This window comes from Cytobacillus sp. EB106-05-05-XG126 (genome assembly GCF_058791715.1).
In genome coordinates, this window is the sequence record NZ_JBYTDU010000002.1 from 512,235 (window position 1) to 535,847 (window position 23,613).

Genomic DNA, 23,613 nt, shown 5'->3' on the forward strand with positions numbered 1-23,613 from the left:
TGAACAACCGCTCAATTTTTAAAAGGATTTTCGACATTTTTAACGAATATTTAAATAATAGATTCAAAATATGCCTGTTTAATGCAGGAAGTTCATAATCTCGACATCCAAGAGGAGGGAAACAGATGATTAAGAAGGTGGACCATATTGGAATTGCTGTCAGGTCTATTGATGAAGCGCTTCCATTTTATACTGAAACGCTCAAGCTTGAATTTCTCGGATTAGAGGAAGTGGACAGCCAGGGAGTAAAGGTGGCGTTTATTAAAGCGGGGGAAACGAAACTCGAGCTGCTGGAGCCGATAAGTGAAGAAAGCCCAATTGCCAAGTTTATTGAAAAGCGGGGAGAAGGGCTGCATCATGTAGCACTGGGAGTTGACAGCATACAAGAACGCATAAACGAAATGAAAGAACAGGGTATCAGGATGCTGCAGGATGAACCAAAGATTGGTGCGGGCGGTGCCCATGTAGCCTTTATGCATCCGAAATCAGCAGGCGGTATTTTATATGAATTATGTGAAAAGAAAGGATTGAAATAAGGCATGGCAGACATCTATGAGAAAATAAATGAGTTATACGACAGGCGCAGGGAAGTAGAACTGGGCGGAGGGGATGAGCGTATACAAAAACAGCATGAAAAAGGAAAACTGACTGCCCGAGAACGAATCGATTTATTAGTAGATCCGGGAACTTTCGTTGAGCTGAACCCATTTATTGAGCACCGCAGCACGGATTTTGGACTGGAAAACCAAAAAGGGCCCGGAGATGGTGTAGTAACTGGCTATGGAAAGGTCAACGGACGTCCTATCTTCTTATTTTCACAGGACTTTACCGTTTTTGGGGGCGCTCTCGGGGAGATGCATGCAAAAAAAATTGCCAATGTAATGGATTTAGCAGCTGAAAATGGAGCTCCATTTGTAGGCTTGAATGATTCCGGCGGCGCCAGAATACAGGAAGGTGTTGTTTCCCTCGATGGGTACGGCCATATTTTCTACCGGAATTCCATTTATTCAGGAGTGATTCCGCAGATTTCAGTTATTATGGGGCCTTGTGCCGGTGGTGCAGTGTATTCTCCGGCGATTACGGATTTTGTCTTTATGGTGGAAAAGACGAGCCAGATGTTCATAACCGGACCAAAAGTAATCGAAACGGTGACTGGGGAGAAAATTTCTCCTGAGGATCTTGGCGGTGCACTTGTCCACAATACGATCAGCGGAAACGCTCACTTTAGAGGGGAGTCCGAAGAGGAAGTGATTGGGCAGGTGCGGAGTCTGTTAAGCTACCTTCCGCAGAATAACGAAGAAAAACCGCCTATGTCCGAATGGGATGAAGAAGATGATTACCGTCCTGATTTGACAGACGTGATTCCTTTTGATGCCCTTCGTCCATATGACGTCCGAAAAGTCATTGAACAGGTAGTGGATAAAGATACTTTTATGGAGGTGCAGCGCGACTTCGCTAAAAATATTGTAGTCGGTTTTGCCCGGATCAAGGGTGAGACAGTGGGACTTGTCTGCAATCAGCCGAAGGTAATGGCGGGAGGCTTGGACATAGATTCTTCTGATAAGGCTTCAAGGTTTATCCGGTTCTGTGATTCCTTTAATATCCCACTTATTACATTTGAGGACGTCACAGGCTTTTTCCCGGGTGTTAAACAGGAGCATGGCGGAATTATACGGCACGGAGCAAAGATTCTCTATGCTTACTCAGAAGCAACGGTGCCAAAGCTTACTGTTATTTTAAGAAAAGCATTCGGCGGGGCTTACGTTGCCCTTAACAGTAAATCTATTGGCGCAGATCTTGTTTTTGCATGGCCGAATGCGGAAGTAGCCGTAATGGGTCCTCAAGGTGCAGCCAACATTATTTTTGCAAGGGAAATTCAGAACAGTGATGATCCCGAGGCCACAAGGGCACAAAAAATCGAAGAGTACAGAGAAAAGTTCGCCAATCCATATGTGGCGGCAAGCCGGGGCATGGTGGATGATGTCATCGATCCGCGTGAAACCAGAATCAAGCTCATTCAGGCGCTTGAAATGCTGCGCAATAAGAAAGAAAGCAGGCCTCATAAAAAGCATGGAAATATCCCGCTGTAATGGATTCCTGATTTGCTGTGCCAAAATTTTGGAGTTATACTTGCTTAGTAAGCTTAAATTTGGAGGTTTGTACATAAATGATTAATGAGGAACGCTTATTAAACGAATTTCTGGAACTGGTGCAAATTGATTCTGAAACAAAGTATGAAGCTCAAATTGCCAAAGTTTTGAAGAAAAAATTCAGGGATCTTGGGGTTGAGGTGTACGAAGACGATACAACTGCACAGACCGGACACGGTGCAGGCAACCTCATCTGCACTCTTCAGGGAACGAAAGAAGGAATTGATACAATTTATTTCACTTCACACATGGATACAGTTGTTCCTGGAAAAGGAATTAAACCTTCCATCAAGGACGGCTATGTTGTAACCGATGGAACAACAATCCTGGGGGCAGACGACAAGGCGGGACTTGCCGTTATGCTCGAGATTGTTAAGGTTCTGAAAGAGCAGAATATTACTCATGGAACTATTCAGTTCATTATCACAGTTGGTGAAGAATCCGGACTGGTTGGAGCTAAGGTTCTTGATCCTTCACTTGTTAAAGCAAAGTTCGGCTATGCATTGGACAGTGACGGAAAAGTCGGAAATATAATCGTTGCCGCTCCAACCCAGGCTAAAGTGAAAGCTGCTATACTGGGAAAAACAGCTCATGCTGGTGTTGCTCCTGAGAAGGGCATTTCTGCCATCACGATGGCATCAAAAGCGATCTCAAGAATGCCGCTGGGCCGCATTGATGAAGAGACAACGGCTAATATCGGTCGTTTTGAAGGCGGACAGCAGACGAATATCGTATGTGACCATGTTGATGTATTAGCAGAAGCACGTTCATTAATTCCTGAAAAAATGGAACAGCAGGTAGCTAAAATGAAGGAAGCTTTTGAAAGTGCTGCCGAAGAAATGGGCGGCAAAGCTGAAGTGGATGTTCAGGTTATGTACCCTGGCTTTAAATTTGGCGAAGGTGATCATGTCGTTGAAGTAGCACGCAGAGCGGCTGCAAAAATCGGCCGCAGCTCCGAGCTTCTTCACAGTGGCGGCGGAAGCGATGCAAATGTGATCGCCGGCTTTGGCATTCCAACAGTTAACCTTGCTGTCGGCTATGAAGAAATTCATACAACCAATGAGCGCATGCCTATCGAAGAATTAAATAAACTGGCTGAAATGGTCATTGCCATTATTGAAGAAGTATCAGCTTAAACAGCAAGAGAGAGAACCAATGCGGTTCTCTTTTTTTGCTGCAGCAATCTATTATTTCCTCACTAGTTAGAAAATAATGGCTATGGTATATTAGTACTATACATAAGAGTTTCCGAGGAGGAAATAGGATGATTGAAAATAATAAAGCTGTCGTTTTCAGGGCAGGAAATGAGGAATATGCTACACCGGTTCCTTTTGTTATATCCATTGAGAAAATGGAAGGCATTACACCGATTCCTCATTTGCCCGGCTATGTAAGAGGAATTGTTAAAGTCAGGGGAGAGCTTATTCCTGTTGTGGATTTTGAAGAAATCCTCTACAGCCGGAAACTTGCTGATAGTGACTCGGCAAGAATGATCGTGCTGCAGACAGACGAGCTATCATTCGCCGTTCTTGTAAATGAAGCCAAGGAAATTCTCGATATTCCAGAAGATTGCCTTAAACAGCCAGGTTTGATTGCCTATCAAAAAACCAATTATTTCACAGGTGTGGCTAATATCGATAATAGGCTGATTGCTATAATCGATCCTTTAAAGCTGGTGGAATCACTGGAGGGAATAAGAGAAATAAAAGAGTATATGAAAACACAGCATACAACTGCATAGCGGACGAAATATAGAACAGGGGATCAGAGAGAGATTCCCTGTTTTCGCTTTTTCAAAAAGCACCTGATTAATAGAAAAGAAAAATATTTGCTAAAATAGAACTGAATTATATTTACAGGGAAGTGCCTGCATGAAACAAATGTATCCAAAAAACGGGAGAGTCATCCTTCATGTTGATATGAATAGTTTTTATGCTTCGGTTGAGATGGCTTATGATCCATCATTAAAGGGTAAGCCTTTAGCAATCGCAGGGAATCCGGAGGAGAGACGCGGTATTATTGTAACTTGCAGCTATGAGGCAAGGAAATTCGGGGTTAAAACCACCATGCCTTTATGGGAGGCTAAAAAACTCTGTCCACAGCTGATTATCATGAAGCCCAATTTTGATAGATATCGTGCAGCTTCTATGGGAATGTTTGATATATTGCGCGAATATTCCTCCCTTGTTGAACCTGTATCCATTGATGAAGGATATGTGGACATAACAGACAGCTATGAGTTTGGGAGCCCGATAGAAATTGCCGGGACGATACAAAAGCAGGTTTTTCAGCAGCTCGATTTGCCCTGCAGCATAGGTGTTGCCCCTAATAAATTTTTAGCCAAGATGGCTTCCGACATGAAAAAGCCAATGGGGATTACAGTACTCAGAAAAAGAGATGTACCGCATATCCTATGGCCGATGGAAGTGGAAGAAATGCACGGAGTCGGCAGAAAAACCGGAGAAAAACTGAGAAACCTCAATATCACCACAATTGGGGAATTGGCAAAAGCCGATGAAATTATCCTAAAAGCAGCATTAGGCATTAATGGACCGAGGCTGAAACAAAAGGCCAATGGCCAGGATTTTAGAAAAGTCGATCCCGACTCTGCATCTGAATTTAAAAGTGTGGGGAATTCGACCACCATGCCAAGAGATGTCTCAAATCAAAGAGAGCTGCTCCAGGTATTTGGAAAGCTGGCTGCACAGGTTTCTTCCAGATTGAAGAGGAAAAAGGTTATGGCAGAATCTCTCGGAATTACTATCCGGTATAAGGACCGAAAAACCATTACAAGAAGCCGAAAACTGAAGAATCCGATTCAGCATAATGATGAAATTTACCAAATTGCAAAAGAGCTGTTTATAAAACATTGGAATGGAAATGCAGTACGGCTTCTGGGCATTACAGGAACAGACCTTGTTGAACCCGAACAGGCGGTTAAACAGCTGGATTTGTTCAGTTTTGAAAAAGATGCCAAAAAAGAGCCGCTATTTCAGACAATGGATCTTTTGCGCAAGAAATACGGAACTAAAATAATCGACAATGCGGGTGCGCTTTCGGATATGAAATTGACCAGCCCCAAAATCGGCACTGACACCAGCTTTAATAAAGACTTTTTGCATGGCAGTCCAGCAAGAAGCGATAAAAAAGAAAAAGATGATCATTCATGAGTTTTTAAGGCAGCTATAAGCAAAACTAAGACAGGAAAGTTGAATCAGAATAGGAATCTTGCTAAAGTATAGTGGATTATTTTATTGAATTTTGTATGTAACGCATAAAGCCTGGAAGGGAAGGTAATAAGATGACGAAATCGCAGTTTGGTGTTATCGGCTTAGCCGTCATGGGCAAAAATCTTGCCATGAATATTGAAAGCAGAGGGTACTCAGTATCAGTTTTTAACCGGTCACGTGAAAAAACGGATGAGATGCTTAAGGAAGTGGAAGGAAGAAACTTTAAAGGTACATATACAATTGAAGAATTTGTTGATTCTCTGGAAAAACCCCGCAAAATCATGCTTATGGTGAAAGCAGGCGGTCCGACAGATGCGACAATTGAGCAGTTAAAGCCTCTGCTGGATAAGGGGGATATTCTGATTGATGGAGGAAATACCTTCTTTGTGGATACGCAGCGCCGCAATAAGGAATTAAGCGAGCTGGGCATCCATTTCATCGGTACGGGCGTTTCCGGCGGTGAAGAGGGCGCTCTAAAGGGTCCTTCCATTATGCCTGGCGGCCAAAAAGAAGCCTGCGAGCTGGTTGCCCCGATTTTTCAAGATATTGCTGCAAAGGTGAATGGCGAAGCATGCACCACATACATTGGTCCAGATGGGGCAGGACATTATGTGAAAATGGTTCATAACGGTATTGAATACGGCGATATGCAGCTGATTTCCGAATCTTATTTTCTTTTGAAAAACGTGCTTGGTTTGACTGCTGAAGAGCTCCATGAAGTATTCGCAGAATGGAATAAAGGCGAACTTGACAGCTATCTGATTGAAATTACGGCTGATATTTTCACGAAAAAAGATGAGGAAACCGGAAAGCCGCTGGTAGATGTCATCCTTGATACAGCAGGCCAAAAGGGAACCGGCAAATGGACAAGCCAAAGTGCGCTTGACCTCGGTGTACCGCTTCCAATCATTACTGAATCCGTTTTTGCCCGATTCATTTCTGCCATGAAAGAAGAACGTGTGAATGCAAGCAAAGTTCTTCGCGGACCGGCTGCACAGGACTTCACAGGTGATAAAAAAGCATTTATCGAGAGTGTCCGCAAAGCCCTTTACATGAGTAAAATCTGCTCATATGCACAAGGCTTTGCTCAAATGAGAGCAGCTTCCGAAGAATATGGATGGGATTTGAAATACGGTGATATTGCGATGATTTTCCGCGGCGGCTGCATTATCCGTGCCCAATTCCTGCAGAAAATCAAGGAAGCATATGACCGTGAGCCAGGCTTGAAGAATCTCCTTCTTGATCCGTACTTCAAGGAAATCGTGGAAAGCTATCAGGATGCTGCCCGTGAAATTATCAGTGTGGCTGTAAAGAACGGCATTCCTGTACCATGCTTTGCTGCTGCTTTGTCCTATTATGACAGCTACCGAACAGAAACATTGCCTGCAAACCTTCTTCAGGCACAGCGTGACTACTTTGGTGCACACACCTATCAGCGTACAGACAAAGAAGGCATTTTTCATACAAACTGGATGGAATAATAAAAAAACAGCGTCCGAGCGGCGCTGTTTTTTTTGTCTTTCAAAAAAGATAAAAACCCCCTGTATCAGCAGGGGGGTCTCAGAATCATTAACATTGTTCAACATCAAGGTCAGTTACAGGCCACCAGAAGAAACCGTCTTTTTCAAGCAGCCGGTCTGCTTCTTTTGGACCCATGGAACCGGATTCGTAATTAGGAAAACCTTCTTCTCTTGTGTTTTCCCAAACATCGGAAATTTTGTCGACAAAGCTCCAGGAAAGGGCCACTTCATCCCAGTGTGTAAAGTTTGTTGCGTCACCGCGCATGCAATCATATAAAAGCCTTTCATAAGCTTCAGGCGTATTCATGTCATCGATGCCTTTGTTGGCAAAGTTTAATTTTACCGGTGTGGCTTCAATGTTTTGACCTGACTTTTGGGCATTCAAATAAAGGGTAATGCCTTCTTCAGGCTGAATATGGATCACCAGCAGGTTTGGATTTAGCGTTTGCTCAGTCTGATAATATAAGTTCATCGGAATGTCCTTGAACTGGATAACAATTTTAGTTGATTTAGCAGCCATCCTTTTTCCAGTGCGAATGTAGATAGGCACACCTGCCCAGCGGAAATTATCAATCATCAGCTTGCCTGCTACATACGTTTCGGTGTTTGATTGTTCATCCACCATCGGCTCTTGATTGTAAGCTGGCACTTCCTGTCCATTTAAATGGCCTTTTCCATATTGGCCGCGGACAAAGTAATCTCTTACCTGATCGCCTTCAATTGGACGCATGGCTCTTAAAACTTTTACTTTTTCAGATCTGATTTCATCTGTTGTCAAGCGGATTGGCGGTTCCATTGCCAATAAGGCAACCATTTGCAGCATATGGTTTTGAACCATGTCACGAAGGGCGCCGCTTTTTTCATAGTAGCGGCCGCGTTCTTCAACACCCAGTACTTCGCTTGATGTAACCTGGATATTTGAGATGTAGCGATTGTTCCATAAGGGTTCGAAAATTGCATTGGCAAAACGAATCACTTCAATGTTTTGCACCATTTCTTTCCCCAGGTAGTGGTCAATCCTGTAAATTTCATTTTCTGAAAAGGCTTTTCGGATTTGCTTATTAAGCTGCTTCGCTGATTCAAGATCATGCCCAAATGGTTTTTCAATGACAAGACGCTTAAATCCATCTACATCTGTCAGGCCATCTGCTTTTAAATGCTCTGCAATGGTTCCGAAAAACTCAGGTGCCATGGCAAGGTAAAAAATGCGGTTGCCTTCAAGGGAATAGTGAGTATCCAATTCTTCAGCCATGCTCTTTAATGCCAAATAGGAACTGGAATCCGTCACGTCATGCGAATGATAGTAAAAGTGAGAAATAAAATCTTCAAGTTCTCCGTTATCTTTTATAGCGGACTCAACAGAGGCTTTAACACTTGCCTGAAACTCATCATTTGATAGCGGCCGTCTCGCAACCCCTACAACGGCAAAGCGATCAGACAGCCTGCCCTTTTTGTATAAGCGGTAAAGTGAGGGAAACAATTTTCGTTTTGCCAAATCACCTGTTGCTCCAAATATCATTATTAATCCGGCCGGTTTTTCGTTTGTTTTCACGATTCTAGAACCTCTTTTCGACAAATTTCTGTATGTAAGGCGGGACTGACTTTTGTCCGTCCTCAGCTTGAGAAGAAGCTGTTATATTGCATTGCAAAAAAACGTCTGTACAAGTATAAAATTGTATCTGTTTACAGCTATTTTCGCAAATATTAAGTTTGTCCTTTTTACCATAGTTTCTATCTAACAGCCAGGAACTATCCTTTCAAATAACACAAAAAACAATTGTTAATTGAATGAATTCCGAGGCTGCTATGGTATATTGTTTATATTCATACTGGCAAGACCAGACAGGCTTAATCCCTAAATTGCCGGAAGGAGGTATTTTATATGGACATATTTTTTCTGGGAACGGGAGCAGGAATTCCCGCTAAGCTGAGGAATGTATCTTCGATGGCTTTAAAGCTCCTGGATGAAAGAGGGAGCATATGGCTTTTTGACTGTGGCGAAGCGACCCAGCATCAAATTTTACATACAAGCATTAAACCGAGAAGAATTGAGAAAATCTTTATCACACATCTTCATGGTGACCATATTTATGGTCTGCCCGGCCTGCTTTCAAGCCGCTCTTTCCAGGGCGGTGATACAGAGGTGACCCTATATGGGCCAAAAGGTTTGAAAGAATTCATTGAAGTCTCGCTATCTGTCAGCGGCACATATCTTAAGTACCCTTTAAAGGTAGCTGAAATCACTGAGGGTATTGTGCTTGATGAAAAAGATTTTAAGGTGGAAGCCCGAATGCTCGAGCACGGAATATCCTCTTATGGCTACCGGATTACAGAAAAGGACCGTCCGGGCACATTGCTTGCGGACAAACTTGCTGAGGCGGGAATCAAACCGGGTCCGATATATAAGAAAATAAAGAATGGTGAAGACATAGAGCTTGAGGATGGAAGTATTATCAAAGCAAAAAATTTCCTGGGGCCGGTTCAAAAGGGAAGAATTGTCACGGTGCTGGGTGATACCAGATTCTGCGATGCGGCAATAGATTTGGCAGCCGATGCTGACCTATTAATACATGAGGCAACCTTCTCGGGTGGTGAAGAGAAGCTTGCATACGATTATTTTCATTCGACAACCCTGCAGGCAGCTCAGGTTGCGCTCGAGGCGAATGCAAGAAAACTTTGCCTGAATCATATCAGTTCACGATATGAACGCCAGGATTGGGAAAAGCTTGTGAAAGAATCACAGACCATTTTCCCCAACACGGTTATTGCTGAGGACTTTAAAGAAATTCATATCCCGCTTGCAAAAGGAGAGGCGAATTAAATGAAGACTTTCTATATCGTGCGCCATGCAAAGGCGGAGGGCCAGCCTTTCTCTGCCAAATTGACAGAAAAGGGAAGGGAACAGGCATTAAAATTAATTGATTTCTTTAAAGGCAAAGAAATCAATCGCATTTATTCAAGCCCTTTTGTTCGGGCGATTGAAACAATCCGGCCGCTTGCACAGTCCAGAAACCTGGATATCATTGAGGAAAGCCGTTTGGGTGAAAGGGTGCTGAGCTCTATTCTTTTTAATGATTGGCAGGACAAGCTTAAGCAAAGCTTTACCGACTTTGATCTCGTTTTTGAAGGAGGAGAATCTCATTCATCAGGAATGAAACGAGCTTCTTCCCTGCTGGATGAATTAATCGCGTCCAATGAGAATCACGTCGTTCTGGTCAGCCATGGCAATTTATCGACGCTGCTGCTTCGTTATTTCGATGAAGATGCAGGCTTTGAGCATCTGATGAAGATGAGCAACCCGGATGTTTTCGAAATTAAAGTAAATGGTGAAGATACCGTATGGAAGCGGATTTGGAATGAAAAGTAATGCCTGGAAAAATTGAATTTTTCAAATTTGGCATTGACGGTTGTCTGCCTGCATACTATAATCACACTTATACTTTAAAACATTATAGTAAAAAGCTATGAAGAGACTCTACTAAGTTTTATCTCCCTGTTTATAGAGAGCCAGTGGATGGTGGAAACTGGCACAAAGATAAAATGAATTTCATCTTGGAGCTTATCTTTCCTGCATATAGCAGAAAAGACGGTAAATCCGTTATATTTTTGAGTGGAAAGTCACATGCTTTCAAAAAGGGTGGTACCGCGTGAACCTAAATTCACGTCCCTTTTGAAGAATGTGGCTTTTTTGTTTTTAAAAAAATTTGGAGGTACAGGCATGCAGCAAAATGAGCAATGGTCATCGAAGATAGGATTTATTTTAGCGTCAGCCGGTTCAGCAATCGGACTTGGAGCTATCTGGAAGCTTCCGTATGTGACAGGAACAAGCGGAGGCGGGGCATTTATTTTATTATTTCTATTATTTTCCCTTTTAATTGGTTTTCCGCTATTACTGGCCGAGTTTGTGATTGGCCGCAGTACGGGGAAGGAGGCAATCTCGGCATATAAGGATATTACACCGGGAACTAAATGGCACTGGATAGGCTACCTTGGCGTATTCACGTGTTTCCTGCTTTTATCCTTCTATAGTGTAATAGGCGGGTGGATTCTGAAGTACATTGTATACGGTGTTACCGGCTCTATGAATGGTGCAGGCAATTATGAGGAGCTATTTGGCGCAGCCGTGTCAGACTCTGTGTCTGTTGTAGCGGCACAGGGGATCTTTTTATTCATAACTGTTTTAGTGGTTGCCAAAGGTGTCCAGAAGGGGATCGAGCAGGTCAGCAAAATTATGATGCCGGCTTTGTTTCTTTTATTTATTATTTTGATTGCACGATCTCTGACACTGGATAATGCGATGGAAGGCGTCTCGTTCTTTTTAAAGCCTGATTTTTCAAACTTAACATCTGAAACCGTCCTATATGCGATGGGCCAATCGTTTTTCTCTCTAAGTGTCGGGGTATCGGTTATGGTAACGTACAGCTCTTATCTATCTAAAAAAGAAAATCTGATGCAGCCTGCATTTTCTGTTGTCGCAATGAACTTATTTATTTCAGTTCTGGCTGGACTGGCAATTTTCCCTGCTGTGTTCTCATTGGGCTTTGAGCCTGCTGCTGGTCCTGGCTTATTGTTCATTGTCCTGCCATCTGTTTTCGATCAGATTCTGTTTGGGCGGGTGTTCCTGCTCTTCTTCCTTGCACTGTTTCTATTTGCAACCTTAACGTCCGCTTTTTCAATGCTTGAAATTGTGGTGGCTGCTCTGACGAATAAGAAGGGAAGCGGCAGAACCCGTGCAGCCTGGCTGACAGGACTGGCAATTTTTATCGTCGGGGTTCCATCTGCATTATCCTTCAGCAGCTTATCAGACATTTCAATTTTCGGCAAAATCATCTTTGATGCTGCTGATTTCCTTGTCAGCAACATCTTGATGCCGGTTGGAGCTTTGCTGATCTCCATATTCGTCTCATACAGAATGAAGAAAGACCTGCTGAGAAGTGAATTGATTCAAGGCTCAAAGTCGCTGAATGGAATCTTCTCCGCGTGGTATTTCCTTCTGCGCTATGTGGTTCCTCTGGTTATTATCATTGTATTCCTTGATTCACTGCAGATTATATAATAAAAACGAGGGATGGCAGCTAACAAGTGCCATCCCTCGTTTTATTACAGCCATCCCCGTTCATATTGCTTAGGAGGTTCGATTGATGCGCCAAGTTCTTTTGCTGCTGTCCGCGGCCAATAGGGGTCTCTCAGCAATTCTCTGGCAATAAAGACTAAATCAGCACGCTCGTTTTGGAGGATTTCTTCAGCCTGCAGGCCGGATGTAATAAGCCCGACTGCACCAGTCTGGATATTCGCACCTTCTTTAATGGTTTCAGAGAATTTGACCTGGTAGCCAGGGTAAGTATGTATTCTGGCCGGCACTACTGCTCCGGAGCTTACGTCAATTAGATCCACTCCCTGCTCCTTCATCCATTTTCCCATTTCTGCATAATCCTTTGCGGTCAACCCTTCATCATGATAATCATGGGCTGATACTCTGACAAATAAAGGTCCATCCCAAACGGCTTTAACGGCTTCAATGACTTCACCGAGGAAGCGATACCGGTTTTCAGCCGATCCCCCATACTCATCACTCCTTTTATTGCTTAGGGGTGAGAGAAACTCATTGATCAGATATCCGTGTGCCGCATGAATTTCAATTACTTCAAAGCCGGCCTTTTTCGCTCTTTCAGCGCCTTTTTTGAATGCCTGGACAGTTTCTGATACTTCTTCTTTTGTCATTTCTTTTGGTGTTTTCATTTTTTCATTAAAAGCAACAGCGGATGGGGCGAGAATTTCTCCTTCAACAGTCGCTTTTCTGCCGGCATGCGCCAGCTGTATTCCAGGTGAAGCACCGTGTTCTTTCATTAGCCCGGTTAAATCCTTCAGGCCTGCGATGTGATCATCACTCCATATTCCCAGATCCTGAGGAGAAATTCGGCCCTGCGGAGTCACGGCAGTTGCCTCCAGGATGATTAATCCCACCTGTCCGACTGCCCGGCTCGTATAATGAGTCCGGTGCCAGTTTTCAACCATTCCGTCTTCATTATGGCTTGAGTACATGCACATCGGTGCCATAACAATTCGGTTTTTAAAGGTGACTCCTTTAATTGTAAAAGGTGAAAAAAGCTTTGTTTCCATAATTTCTGCCTCCTTATTTCGCTATCCTAAATATTAAGTATATCAGGCAGTTCCAAAAATGAAAAAGAACATGCATTAAGGAAGGTGTGTGCTTTCAATGTTTATTCCTCAGTTCGCTTAACTTATATAATGTACCTCTCCAGACTATGCCGCCCCGTACTAAGGTCAGGATGCTGCCACGGATTATGGAATAAATAAACAGGAGAGCTGTAATTGGAAATACAGTAAACAGAAGCGGAGAAAAATTGGTCATTCTTTTTGTAATGATTGTATAAACACCTGCTAAAAAAATGATGTTTGCAAGGCTTAGATTGAAAATAACTTTGTCAGTTGAAAAGATGGTGAGAAAGGGAAGCACCTGTGAACTGAATGTGCCGGCAATTGCAAAGAGCACCATGCTAATTCGGTAATGGAGGCCTGCAAAAGTATTTTTCTCCAATCCTTTGAAGGCTTCTATTAAGCTTTCATACCATTCAACTTCAATCAGGTCCATCGCCGTTGCAAATTTCTGCCTGAGGCCGTTTTGTTTGATTTTCATTCCAAGCATTAAATCATCATCAGGCCGCATTTTTATTGCCTTGTGTGTTCCGATTGCTTCATAAGAACGCCTGGATACCATGTTAAATGCCCCAATGCCAACTCCGCTCTTTGAACGTTGATTATTCGCCAGCCAGGGGCGTTTATAATAAGAGAAGCCAAAAAGAAAAAAAGCAATGAACGTGTTGAGCCAGAAACTCCTGCCCGTCAAGCTCGGTGCCGCCGTTAAATGATCAAGTTCATTCTTGCTGAAATAATGAACCGCCTTGCTGAAGGCCTCCTCTTTAAATAACACATCGGCATCTGTAAACAAGATTAATTCCCCTGATGATTCCATATATCCTTTATAAAGAGCGTGGTTTTTTCCCAGCCATCCGCATGGGAGAAAATCAATATGAATACATTTAACCCTTGAATCATTATTCTGAATATGGTCCATGATGCTTCCTGTGCTGTCGGCTGAACGGTCATTGACCAATATCCATTCAATGCGCTTATAGCTTTGCCGCAGCTGGGTTTCTAAGCTCTCCGCAAGCTTTGCTTCTTCATTCCTTGCCGCTGTAATAACAGAAAGAAGGGGGCCTTCTGTCATCGTATTGCTATCTTCAAGGCGGTCCAGGCTTTTTAGTCCCAGAACGGCATCAATTAGTACTGCGATCCATACCAGGAGGCTTGCGCTTAATAGAATAATGAGCATTTGCAGGTTTCTCATCCTTTTCTAGACGACGTTTTTTAGGGGAGATGCTGTCAGCTAAATTTTCACTGTGCTGCTGAAGCTTTGGCCAAGCCGCCTGGATTGGGCTGTCGCTTCCTTGATGCATTCAATGAAAGCTTCCTGCACTCCGTTCGCTTCAAGCACTTTTACACCTGCTTCGGTGGTGCCGCCAGGGCTTGTTACTTCTTTCCTCAGCTGCTCGGGGTCCTTGGCTGATCGGGCCAGCATTTCGGCTGCCCCGATGAGTGTCTGGATGATAAATTCTTTCGCCATACCCTTTTCGAGCCCGATTTCTTCCGCGCTTTTTTCCATAGCTTCCGCAAGATAGTAAATATATGCCGGTCCGCTGCCTGACAGGCCTGTTACAGCATCCAGCTGTTTTTCCTCAACAAATGCTGATTTTCCCACTGTATCAAAAATGCCTCTTACTGCTTTCATCTGTTCTTTGGACACTCTTTCATTAGCTGATAAGGCGCTTGCTGATTTTCCGACTGCTGCTGATGTATTGGGCATGGCTCTTACGACTGGCAGCTTCTTTTCTGCCAAAAGTTCAATGCTTTCGATCGAAACTCCGGCGAGAACGGAAATGATCAGCATGTCTTCATGTAAATAAGGCTTTATTAGATTGATGGCTTCCTGAGCATCTTTTGGCTTCATCGCTAAAATAACAGCGTCAGCCCCGCTTAATAGTTCACTGAGATTATAAGTTATCTGAACGCCATAGGCTTTTTGCAGGAATTGAAGTTTTTCCCTGCTGCATCTGTTTGTCACCCAAATATTGCTGCCGGTAATGAGCCGGCTTTCGACGATTCCTGATATTAACGCTTCTGCCATTGATCCTGCTCCTGCAATAGCTAATTTTTTCATTTGCTGTTATTCCTCCTTATTGTTGCTCTATTTACCGGCTGTTAAAAATAAAAAAGCCTTTCCATCCAGTAAAGGACGAAAAGACTTTGCTTCCGCGGTACCACCTTCATTGCCTTTTCTTTCTTCGTGCAGCATGCCTGCCGCAGCCGCTGTGTTTTGAAAAGGCATCTCGATCCCGATAACGCCGGGGGTGCGTTTAGGTTTTCCTAACAGCTCATAAGGCAGGTTCAATGGTCAAGTGGACGGTGAAGCCTTTCAGCCGCTTGAGCTTCACTCTCTTTCGCCGTTTTCCATTTACTAATCTTATTCATCGCCATGTTTCTGCTGTAGAAGTACAGCTTTGATTTATGAAAATCAAATTTTAATTGTGATTATGCAAGAAGACACACTTATTTGTCAAGAAGTATTTTTTAAAAAATTATCAATATTGCATAAAAGTTATGTGAAAATAATGACAATTGCTAAAAAGAACGGTACACTTATTTTTATATATGTAAATTTGTAAATTATGTTATTAAATTCCGTTAATATATGCGTATGGCAAATGCTGATATTTTAAGGGGATGACAGAACAGTTTACTAAATGAAGCATGCCTGCGGAAGTATATAGAAAAACAGCTTTATTTTATTTAAATATAGTGATTTCAGGGGGATTGTAAAATGGCAAAATGGAAGGATGGTATTGCAAAGCTTGTGATCCCGACACCTTTTCCTGTCGGCGACGTTAATGTATATGCAGTAAAAGGGGAAAAGCTGACTCTTGTCGATACCGGGCCTAAAACGGATGAAGCATGGGAAGCTTTAAAATCCCAGCTTAAAGAGCTGAATTTAACTCCCGGTGATTTTGAACAGGTTGTTCTCACACATCATCATCCCGATCATGCCGGGCTGCTTGACTTTTTCCCGGACAATCTTGATGTGTTCGGGCACCCGGTTAACCAAAGGTGGCTGTCCCGTACTGACGAATTTCTAAAATTTCATGATGAGTTTTACATAAAACTGTTTAACGAATTTGGAATTCCTGAAAGGTATGCTTCCTTTATTAACAAAATGAAAAAGACTTTGCGCTATTCCTGCAATCGTACCCTGACAGGAGAGCTGAAGGAAGGCAGCCAGCCTGAAGGGCTTAACGATTGGACGGTAACGGAGACCCCCGGGCATGCACAGAGCCATATAGGTTTGTTCAGGGAGAAAGATGGTGTATTCCTTGGAGGAGACCATTTGCTTGCACACATTTCACCTAACCCTATCCTGGAGCCGCCGCTTCCCGGCAATGCGGAAAGACCGAAGCCGCAGCTTCAGTATAACGAGTCTCTGAATAAACTGCGGCAGCTGCCGATATCCCTTTTTTATTCCGGACATGGAGAGGATATTACAAATGTGAATGGGTTAATAAGCGAAAGGCTTGGCCGCCAGCATGAGCGGGCAATGAAAGTAAAGGCATGGCTTGAGTCCGAATCTCTTACTGTTTTTGAGGTATGCCGCCGCCTTTTTCCGAAGGTTTATGAGAAGGAGTTTTCCCTGACCATTTCCGAAACAGTCGCACAGCTTGACTATTTGCATTCAATAGGAGAGATTTATATAAATAAAGAGGAGGAAGCATTCTTGTATTCCGCATCAAAAGAGGTGGTTTGATTGTCAGACAGATTAAAAAATAAAAATGTGATTATCACCGGTGCATCAGGCGGAATCGGGGCGCAAATGGCCGTCCTTTGTGCCGAGAGGGGAGCAAATCTTGTCCTTCTTGCCCGCCGCCTTGACAAATTGCAGGAGCTGCAGGCAGACTTGCGGAAGCGCTTTTCAGTCGATGTTCATGTGGATAAGCTTGATGTTTCAGACACTGACGAAGTTTCGGCTGTTTTTTCAGAGATCATTGCCCGGTTTGGTCACATAGATGTGCTTGTGAATAACGCCGGCTTCGGTGTTTTTCGCGAGGCGCATGAAGCAAAAGTTGAAGAAATAAAAGGAATGTTTGATGTAAACGTTGTTGGCTTAATGGCCTGCACGAGCATGGTGCTCCCAGTGATGAGGAAACAGAGGAGCGGCCATATTATTAATATCGCTTCACAGGCCGGCAAAATGGCCACACCGAAATCGAGTGTCTATTCCGCAACCAAGCATGCGGTTCTTGGCTATACAAACAGCCTTCGGATGGAGCTTGCTGACAGTAATGTATTTGTGACTGCAGTTAACCCCGGACCGATTGAAACCAATTTCTTTACGATTGCAGATGAAAAGGGCACATACGTGAAAAATGTCAGCAAATTTATGCTTAAGCCTGAATACGTGGCCCGCAAGGTAGTCAATGCCATGCTGCGGCCTGTCAGGGAAATCAACCTTCCGCGGTGGATGAATGCGGGGAGCATTATCTATGCGCTTTTTCCAGGCTTGTTTGAAAAAATAGGAAAACGCGCATTCAATCAAAAATAAGAAGCTCAGAAGCTGCAGCCAAATGCCTGCAGCTTCTTTTGTTTTTGGCTGGTGAGGCGTCTATCCCGGGGAGAAAGAACCACTTTTAAGAAAAACCGCGTAAAATTTCCATTGAAACCGAACGCATATTCGCTTAATATAATGGGTATACATATACAGAACGGATGTTCTCGTTATATATATTTTTTTGGGTTCAGAGGGGCTATGCAGCATAGGAGCTGATAAGCAGCGCCTTACGCTTTTTTTTGAAGGAGGATGTCGAAGTCATGGTTGATTACAGCTCAATGCCGAACAATCAAATTTTGTGTGTTGATATGAAGAGCTTTTATGCAAGCTGTTCTGCTGTCATGCTTGGTCTGGATCCTCTTGACTGCTATCTTGTAATTGCCGGGAATGTGGAACGGAAGGGGAGCGTTGTTCTGGCGGCCTCTCCACGAATGAAAAAAGAGTTTGGAATAAAGACAGGGTCCCGTCTTTTTGAGGTCCCCCAAGATCCGCGCATTCGAGTTGAGGAGCCGAAAATGGCGACTTATTTAAGAATCTCCACTGAAATCACCAGAGTGTTTAACCGATATGTCCCCAAGGAAGCCATCCATACGTACAGTGTCGATGAAAGCTTTATAAAAGTAGACGGCGCATTGCATCTCTGGGGTGATGCCCAGACGATTGCCTGGAAAATAAAAGATGATATTGAACGGGAATTTCAGCTTCCCTGTGCCATAGGAATAGGGCCTAATTTGCTAATGTCAAAGCTCTGCCTGGACCTTGAGGCGAAAAAAAAGGGCGTTGCACAATGGACGTATGGAGATGTAAAAACAAAGCTGTGGAATATATCCCCGTTACGGGAAATGTGGGGCATCGGCCGCCGTGTTGAAAAGACATTGAATGGAATGGGGATTTTTACAGTCGGTCAGCTTGCCCGCTATGATCTGGCTAAGCTCGAGAAGAAGTTTGGGATTATGGGCAATCAGCTCTATCACCATGCATGGGGTATTGATTTGTCGGAAATAGGCGCGCCGATTATGGCAGGGCAGATCAGCTTCGGCAAAAGCCAGATTTTACTGAGGGATTACAAAGAGGAAAAGGAAATTAAGCATGTGGTCCTTGAGATGTGTGAAGAAGTGGCAAGAAGGGCCCGCAGCCACCGCAAAGCCGGCAGAACCATCAGCTTTGGCCTTGGCTACAGCCAGGATGAATTCGGAGGGGGATTTTACCGCTCCAGGACAGTTGATCAGCCAACCAATATTACGATGGATCTTTATCGGGTCTGCCTGGAGCTTTTTGACGAGAATTATGAGGGGAAAACAGTACGGCAGATTTCCATTTCCCTGGGCAATATTACGGATGACTGCGAAATGCAGCTGAGTCTGTTCGACTTGGATGGCTGGAAAAAAAGGGAGCTCGGCTATACTGTCGACCGGATTCGCTCCAAGTTTGGAGGAGGAGCTCTTCTGAGAGCCGTCTCTTATACAGGCGCAGGAACCGCCAAACACCGTGCGACATTGGTTGGCGGCCATAAAATGTAAAAGGAGGGTCAGCTTATGATTCGCGATCGGGGCAGAATTAAATGGACTTCCATGATGCTGCCGGAACATGTAAAGCTCTTAAGAGACTGGGCAAAGGAAGACACATACGAGCAAAAGCGGGAATTGGATGAGCAGAAGCTTGAATATATGAATGAAATTCTTTCGGAAGCAATGGAATTTCAAAGAAACGTTACACTTACACATTACAGGGGCAGAAATTATGAACTGGTTATCGGGAGCATTCATTATTGGGATGACCTTGGCCAAAAGCTTCATGTTGTTGACCGGTTTGGGGAAATTCACCGTATTTCCATTAACGATATAGCGGATGCGCGGTTCACGGAAGAATAGAACTGGATGAATTTAAAACGGGTATTTTGGGGCGAGGGAAGCACCTTAACAGCAGGGAGGTGTATGAAATATGCCTAGAGGAAAAGAACTTGAACAGCTGCCCATGGCCAACGCCGCACCAGGGGCCGGGGAAGACAGTACGGACAGGGACCGGGAACGGCTTCAAGGGATAGTACAGGACGAAAGAGCGACACCTGCAAGAATAAAAAGTGAAAAATAAAAAAACGGGGATGACTGTCCCCGTTTTCACCCTTATTGCTGCTTGTCATCGGAAGCTTTCTCCGCGCGGACACAGGATTGGAAAGTTCCTTTATGAGTGCCATCACAAAATGGGATTTTCAAAGATCTTCCGCAGCGGCAAAGGGAAAAGGTTTTTCCTGTTTCGAATTTATTGCCATCCATATCAATTAACTCTACATCACCTGTTACACGCAGCGATCCATTATCCATTACTTTAATCTGCGCCTTGGACATATCCAATCATCCTTTCTAAAAATCTTTATTTAGGCGGCTCAATAGCAGCCAGCTGTCTCTTTCAGAAGCATGTTATGCTTATCTGTGTTAAAATCAGCATATGCAAAGGGGAGGTAGTTTTACAACATGGAAATAACATTAACTGAATTGGCGGCAGAAAAATTATCGGGACGGATTGCCGGCAAAGATGGATTCATAAAACTAAAGTATGATATAGACGGCTGCGGCTGTGTGGTAAGCGGAGTGGCGGCACTCTGGCTTGTTGAAGAGCTGGATGAAGATGACAGGGAAATCAAAACAAACACCGGCAGCGTATATGTGGAAAAATCCAAGGAAGTATTTTTGGATGAAAAATTAACGATAGACTTTTCAGAGAAGGCAAATTGCTATCAGTTAAAAAGCCCGAATCAGTATTTAAACCCAAGAATGAGCTTTATTGATAAAACAAAATAATAATGAAGTAGCAGACGGCCGCTGAGGGAAGGCGGTCTTTTTAATAGGCTGAGATAGGTAAAAATACCCTTCCAAAATTCTGGAAAATAAGGTTTTAATATATTAGTAAAAGGTTAGATAACAAGATGTTTGTCATTTATGGGTGAAGAGAGTGCTGATTGGGGGAGATTCGAATGAAGTGGAAGTTATTTTTTCTGGCGGCAGCTTTCCTGATTTTGTCGGGGTGCAGTACGGCAACAATGGGCCAGGCGATTGATGATGGAATTCCATTCAATGTAAAAGAAGTCTTACATAAAGAAAAGGTAAAAGATGGAGTCATACTGCTGTATTTAACGCAGCAGAATGATGGGCAAAATGAGGTCGAGGCCATGGCAGCTGCCTATTTGAAGGGCAGTGACAAAAAGGGCTGGAAAAATGAAGGCCATAACCATTGGGAGCATTATGAAAATGAACATATGACCGTTTATTCAGATACTTTCTATGATTACGATAAGGAAGGTAATCTGGAAAATAGATTACCAATAATTTTTGGTGAAATTCAAAGCAGAGATATTAAAAAAGTAGAGGTAGCCGGCAAGGAAGAGAAATTCGAAGAAGCGGATATTATCAAAAAAGAAAACAAACGCTATTATTTTAAAATGGGAAATTTTCATACTGCAAGAGGGCTGTCGGCAGATGGCAAGGAAATCATAAAGAAAAAGAAAAATTAGAAAATCTTATATGAAGCAGCTGGCTTACACTGAAGCCAGCTGCTTCTATTGTGATAAAGTATCTTTGCTGCTGACATACTGCTCCAAAAACTCGTCAATGACTTTTTCATAATCCTCTCTGTTTTCGTTAAAGGATTGGGCATGGATCCCATTGGCAGCAAGGTAAAGTTTTTTAGGGCCTTGTTTCTTTTCATACAAAGCTTCGGACATGGTCGGCAAAATAAAATCATCTTTTTCACTGTGAATAAACAGGATGGGCTTCTTTATGTTTTCTATAACTGATATAGGCGACACATCCGCAATGGAATATTTCTCCCGCATCCGCAGGAATAGATCGGCAACAGGCAAAAAGAGTTTCGCGGGCAGCTTCATCTCGGTTTTTAAACGATAAGCCAGCTGCTCCTTAAAATCAGAAAAAGGGCAATCGGCAATGTAAAAATCGGCACCGTCTTCAAGCATTCCCGCATAAAGGAGCATGGTGGCTGCCCCCATGCTTTCACCATGAATGCCGATCTGGATATCAGGCCCTTTTTCCGCTTTAAGCCAATCAACAATTGCTTTTAAGTCAAACTTTTCATAATGCCCGTAGCTTGTCGTCTTCCCCCCGGATTCTCCGTGGCGGCGATGATCATAGATTACTGCGTTAAACCCCCGCTCCAGAAAGAGGTTCATATATTTAATCGAGTTCATTTTGTTTTCCGTAACCCCGTGAGAAATAATGATATAGCGGCTGTTTTTATGGGGTTCGGCAGCCACGGCTTTTAAGTTATAGCCAAATGGGGAAGGAATAAGCACTTCTCTTTTCGGGAGGCTTTCATACTTGAACAGATCAAGCCTGCCGGACTCCTTCTCCCTTTCTAAAATAAAGTCATCTTCCTTCTTTTTCATAAACATAAGCCTATTTGTAAAATAGACGCCGAGTGATGAAAGAAAGAGAACGATGGAAAATAAATAACGCAAAAACCTTCTCAAATCCATCCCTCCATCTTTTTTCTTTATCGCGGTCTTACTGCCCATAAAGGCCTGAAATAAGGACAAAGACTAAGAACACCACGTCCAGTGGCAACGTCCTTGTGAGCCCGCTTACTGTGGGCCTCAACTAATCAGTGGGGGATAAAAGAAAACCCCCACTGATTGAAGTTTTACTTTATTTTACCATCATGGATAAAATTAAAACAGAGATGTTAACCGGGACACAGTGAAATTTCATAAAGGAGTTCCTGCACAAAAAAAGCCGCTTTTTGGCGGCTTATTGCTGTGCGTTTTGTCTTTTAGTTGGATGAATAGCTTTTTCTAATTCCTCGGCAGCAATTGTCTGGCTGACTGTATCGGAATTCGGCTTCCCTTTCTGGCTATATCCTTTATCACGTTTTTGGCTCATAGGATTATCCCCCTTTTAATGGCTGCAGCAGAACCTGAATTCGTCAGCTGCTTTCATCTAATAAGATGCGATAAAAAAGGGGGCATTATTCATCTAAAGCTGTAAATCTATTGAACAGTTTGAGCATTTAACCTGAAATACGTGCTTTCAATCGGCCTGGAAAGATGTGGCTGAACAATTTTTACAGCTTCCATTAATTGGTCCAGATTAACATTGGTTTCAATTCCCATGCGCTCAAGCATATAAACAACATCTTCTGTTGCAGCATTGCCTGCAGCGCCAGGGGCAAATGGGCATCCGCCAAGTCCGCCGGCGGATGTGTCAAACCGGTCGACACCTGCCTGCAGGGCTGCAAAAATATTTGTGAGGGCCATTTTTCTTGTGTCGTGGAAGTGTGCAGTGATAAGGGTATTTGGAAACTCTGCTTTCAATCGGGAAAATAGCCCATATGATTCATGGGGAGCAGCCATCCCGATCGTATCTGCCACGCTTAATTCATCAGCTCCTGCCTCTGTAAATTGACGGCATAGCTCAACTGTATCTTCAGGATTGATGGCTCCTTCATACGGACAATAAAATGCTGTAGAGATGCATGCGCGGACAAAGTAGCCTTTCTCCTTCAGTTCTCCGATAATCGGTTTTAGTTCATCCATGCTTTCCTGAGTGGTTTTATTGATGTTTTTCTTGTTAAATGTATTGCTTACACCAACGAAAACGGCAACAGCCCGGCAATCAGTCATATATACTCTGTCAATGCCTTTGCGGTTTGGGGCAAGCACGATATCCCTTGTATCCGGACCAAGGCAATCGGCCGTAATTTCAGCTGCATCCCCCATCTGCGGCACCCATTTAGGAGACACAAAAGAAGTAAGCTCCAATTCTGTTAATCCTGCATTTTTTAAACTTTTAATAAAGTCTTTCTTAACCTCAGTCGGTACAAACGACTTTTCATTTTGCAGTCCATCCCGCGGGCCCACTTCAATAATTGTTACTTTATCTGGAAATGCAAGCGTCATGTTTTCCACTCCCGTTTCATAATTTAATTTTTAGTAAGCGTTTTCTTGGCGTCCTTAAATTTATCGCAGTCTAACGGGCAGTAAGACCCCCACTTCAAGACTCAGAGGAATCAAAGGAGGATAAGTGGGGGTC

Annotated in this window: 25 protein-coding genes and 1 other annotated feature; of the genes, 16 read left to right on the forward strand and 9 right to left on the reverse strand. The window is 43.4% G+C overall.

Annotation, left to right across the window (positions count from 1 at the left end; translation table 11 throughout):
* Positions 1-125: 125 nt before the first annotated feature.
* The 6 genes from mce to gnd all read left to right on the forward strand — a co-directional run bounded on the left by mce (position 126) and on the right by gnd (position 6,861).
* Positions 126-536, forward strand: a complete 411-nt coding sequence (gene mce / locus AC3WTL_RS13005) for a methylmalonyl-CoA epimerase (protein ID WP_226618357.1) — start codon at positions 126-128, stop codon at positions 534-536.
* A gap of 3 nt (positions 537-539) precedes the next feature.
* Positions 540-2,090, forward strand: a complete 1,551-nt coding sequence (locus tag AC3WTL_RS13010; RefSeq protein ID WP_492369498.1) for an acyl-CoA carboxylase subunit beta — start codon at positions 540-542, stop codon at positions 2,088-2,090.
* Between the two features lie 77 nt (positions 2,091-2,167).
* Complete coding sequence (locus AC3WTL_RS13015; protein ID WP_248348466.1) at positions 2,168-3,286, forward strand: tripeptidase T; 1,119 nt, start codon at positions 2,168-2,170, stop codon at positions 3,284-3,286.
* A gap of 128 nt (positions 3,287-3,414) precedes the next feature.
* Positions 3,415-3,891 (forward strand): chemotaxis protein CheW, encoded by a 477-nt coding sequence (locus AC3WTL_RS13020; RefSeq protein ID WP_061793551.1) that lies wholly within the window; start codon positions 3,415-3,417, stop codon positions 3,889-3,891.
* A gap of 130 nt (positions 3,892-4,021) precedes the next feature.
* Complete coding sequence (locus AC3WTL_RS13025; RefSeq protein WP_492369499.1) at positions 4,022-5,320, forward strand: DNA polymerase IV; 1,299 nt, start codon at positions 4,022-4,024, stop codon at positions 5,318-5,320.
* A gap of 131 nt (positions 5,321-5,451) precedes the next feature.
* The gene (gnd, locus tag AC3WTL_RS13030; RefSeq protein ID WP_492369500.1) at positions 5,452-6,861 is read left to right on the forward strand and encodes an NADP-dependent phosphogluconate dehydrogenase; all 1,410 of its coding nucleotides are present in this window, start codon (positions 5,452-5,454) and stop codon (positions 6,859-6,861) included.
* Positions 6,862-6,949: 88 nt separating this feature from the next.
* Here gnd and zwf read toward each other — a convergent pair whose 3' ends face one another.
* Positions 6,950-8,419 (reverse strand): glucose-6-phosphate dehydrogenase, encoded by a 1,470-nt coding sequence (zwf, locus tag AC3WTL_RS13035; protein WP_197208726.1) that lies wholly within the window; start codon positions 8,417-8,419, stop codon positions 6,950-6,952.
* A gap of 363 nt (positions 8,420-8,782) precedes the next feature.
* Between zwf and rnz the strand changes: the two genes are divergently transcribed.
* From rnz to AC3WTL_RS13050, 3 genes are all read left to right on the forward strand, one after another.
* Positions 8,783-9,721, forward strand: coding sequence for a ribonuclease Z (rnz, locus tag AC3WTL_RS13040; RefSeq protein ID WP_248348469.1), 939 nt, complete (start codon positions 8,783-8,785; stop codon positions 9,719-9,721).
* Positions 9,722-10,267, forward strand: a complete 546-nt coding sequence (locus AC3WTL_RS13045; RefSeq protein WP_248348471.1) for a histidine phosphatase family protein — start codon at positions 9,722-9,724, stop codon at positions 10,265-10,267.
* Positions 10,268-10,355: 88 nt separating this feature from the next.
* Positions 10,356-10,572, forward strand: a binding site (T-box leader).
* 46 nt (positions 10,573-10,618) lie between these two features.
* Complete coding sequence (locus AC3WTL_RS13050) at positions 10,619-11,956, forward strand: sodium-dependent transporter (RefSeq protein WP_492369501.1); 1,338 nt, start codon at positions 10,619-10,621, stop codon at positions 11,954-11,956.
* A 44-nt stretch (positions 11,957-12,000) separates the two neighbouring features.
* Here AC3WTL_RS13050 and namA read toward each other — a convergent pair whose 3' ends face one another.
* The 4 genes from namA to AC3WTL_RS13070 all read right to left on the reverse strand — a co-directional run bounded on the left by namA (position 12,001) and on the right by AC3WTL_RS13070 (position 15,307).
* The gene (namA, locus tag AC3WTL_RS13055) at positions 12,001-13,020 is read right to left on the reverse strand and encodes an NADPH dehydrogenase NamA (RefSeq protein ID WP_197208332.1); all 1,020 of its coding nucleotides are present in this window, start codon (positions 13,018-13,020) and stop codon (positions 12,001-12,003) included.
* 94 nt (positions 13,021-13,114) lie between these two features.
* Positions 13,115-14,254, reverse strand: coding sequence for a glycosyltransferase family 2 protein (locus AC3WTL_RS13060; protein ID WP_492369502.1), 1,140 nt, complete (start codon positions 14,252-14,254; stop codon positions 13,115-13,117).
* Positions 14,255-14,308: 54 nt separating this feature from the next.
* Complete coding sequence (gene proC / locus AC3WTL_RS13065; RefSeq protein WP_492369503.1) at positions 14,309-15,139, reverse strand: pyrroline-5-carboxylate reductase; 831 nt, start codon at positions 15,137-15,139, stop codon at positions 14,309-14,311.
* A gap of 27 nt (positions 15,140-15,166) precedes the next feature.
* Positions 15,167-15,307, reverse strand: coding sequence for a hypothetical protein (locus AC3WTL_RS13070; protein WP_492369504.1), 141 nt, complete (start codon positions 15,305-15,307; stop codon positions 15,167-15,169).
* Positions 15,308-15,799: 492 nt separating this feature from the next.
* Between AC3WTL_RS13070 and AC3WTL_RS13075 the strand changes: the two genes are divergently transcribed.
* The 5 genes from AC3WTL_RS13075 (at position 15,800) to AC3WTL_RS13095 (ending at position 19,666) form a co-directional block, all read left to right on the forward strand.
* Complete coding sequence (locus AC3WTL_RS13075; protein ID WP_492369505.1) at positions 15,800-16,774, forward strand: MBL fold metallo-hydrolase; 975 nt, start codon at positions 15,800-15,802, stop codon at positions 16,772-16,774.
* Entirely contained in the window at positions 16,775-17,569 is a 795-nt protein-coding gene (locus AC3WTL_RS13080; RefSeq protein ID WP_163145123.1) for an SDR family NAD(P)-dependent oxidoreductase, read from the forward strand.
* A gap of 266 nt (positions 17,570-17,835) precedes the next feature.
* Entirely contained in the window at positions 17,836-19,095 is a 1,260-nt protein-coding gene (locus tag AC3WTL_RS13085; protein ID WP_048008191.1) for a Y-family DNA polymerase, read from the forward strand.
* Positions 19,096-19,110: 15 nt separating this feature from the next.
* The gene (locus AC3WTL_RS13090) at positions 19,111-19,446 is read left to right on the forward strand and encodes a YolD-like family protein (protein WP_226618364.1); all 336 of its coding nucleotides are present in this window, start codon (positions 19,111-19,113) and stop codon (positions 19,444-19,446) included.
* A gap of 70 nt (positions 19,447-19,516) precedes the next feature.
* Complete coding sequence (locus AC3WTL_RS13095; RefSeq protein ID WP_048008189.1) at positions 19,517-19,666, forward strand: hypothetical protein; 150 nt, start codon at positions 19,517-19,519, stop codon at positions 19,664-19,666.
* 32 nt (positions 19,667-19,698) lie between these two features.
* Here the strand turns inward: AC3WTL_RS13095 and AC3WTL_RS13100 are convergent, their stop codons facing one another.
* Positions 19,699-19,920, reverse strand: coding sequence for a CDGSH iron-sulfur domain-containing protein (locus AC3WTL_RS13100; protein ID WP_048008188.1), 222 nt, complete (start codon positions 19,918-19,920; stop codon positions 19,699-19,701).
* Positions 19,921-20,046: 126 nt separating this feature from the next.
* Here AC3WTL_RS13100 and AC3WTL_RS13105 point away from each other — a divergent pair, with 126 nt between their 5' ends.
* Together AC3WTL_RS13105 and AC3WTL_RS13110 are read left to right on the forward strand one after the other, a co-directional pair.
* Positions 20,047-20,373, forward strand: a complete 327-nt coding sequence (locus AC3WTL_RS13105) for an iron-sulfur cluster biosynthesis family protein (RefSeq protein WP_048008187.1) — start codon at positions 20,047-20,049, stop codon at positions 20,371-20,373.
* 173 nt (positions 20,374-20,546) lie between these two features.
* On the forward strand, positions 20,547-21,083 hold the full coding sequence (locus tag AC3WTL_RS13110) for a hypothetical protein (RefSeq protein WP_248348483.1): 537 nt from the start codon (positions 20,547-20,549) through the stop codon (positions 21,081-21,083).
* 45 nt (positions 21,084-21,128) lie between these two features.
* On the opposite strand, the gene AC3WTL_RS13115 is transcribed toward AC3WTL_RS13110, so the two are convergent.
* The 3 genes from AC3WTL_RS13115 to AC3WTL_RS13125 form a co-directional block, all read right to left on the reverse strand.
* Complete coding sequence (locus AC3WTL_RS13115; RefSeq protein WP_197213589.1) at positions 21,129-22,055, reverse strand: alpha/beta hydrolase; 927 nt, start codon at positions 22,053-22,055, stop codon at positions 21,129-21,131.
* Positions 22,056-22,332: 277 nt separating this feature from the next.
* Positions 22,333-22,464: a hypothetical protein gene (locus tag AC3WTL_RS13120; RefSeq protein ID WP_258750987.1), complete on the reverse strand. Its 132-nt coding sequence runs from the start codon at positions 22,462-22,464 to the stop codon at positions 22,333-22,335.
* Positions 22,465-22,571: 107 nt separating this feature from the next.
* Positions 22,572-23,480 carry a hydroxymethylglutaryl-CoA lyase gene (locus AC3WTL_RS13125; protein WP_283934918.1) on the reverse strand — a complete coding sequence of 303 codons (909 nt, stop codon included), beginning with the start codon at positions 23,478-23,480 and terminating at the stop codon, positions 22,572-22,574.
* Positions 23,481-23,613 lie beyond the last annotated feature (133 nt).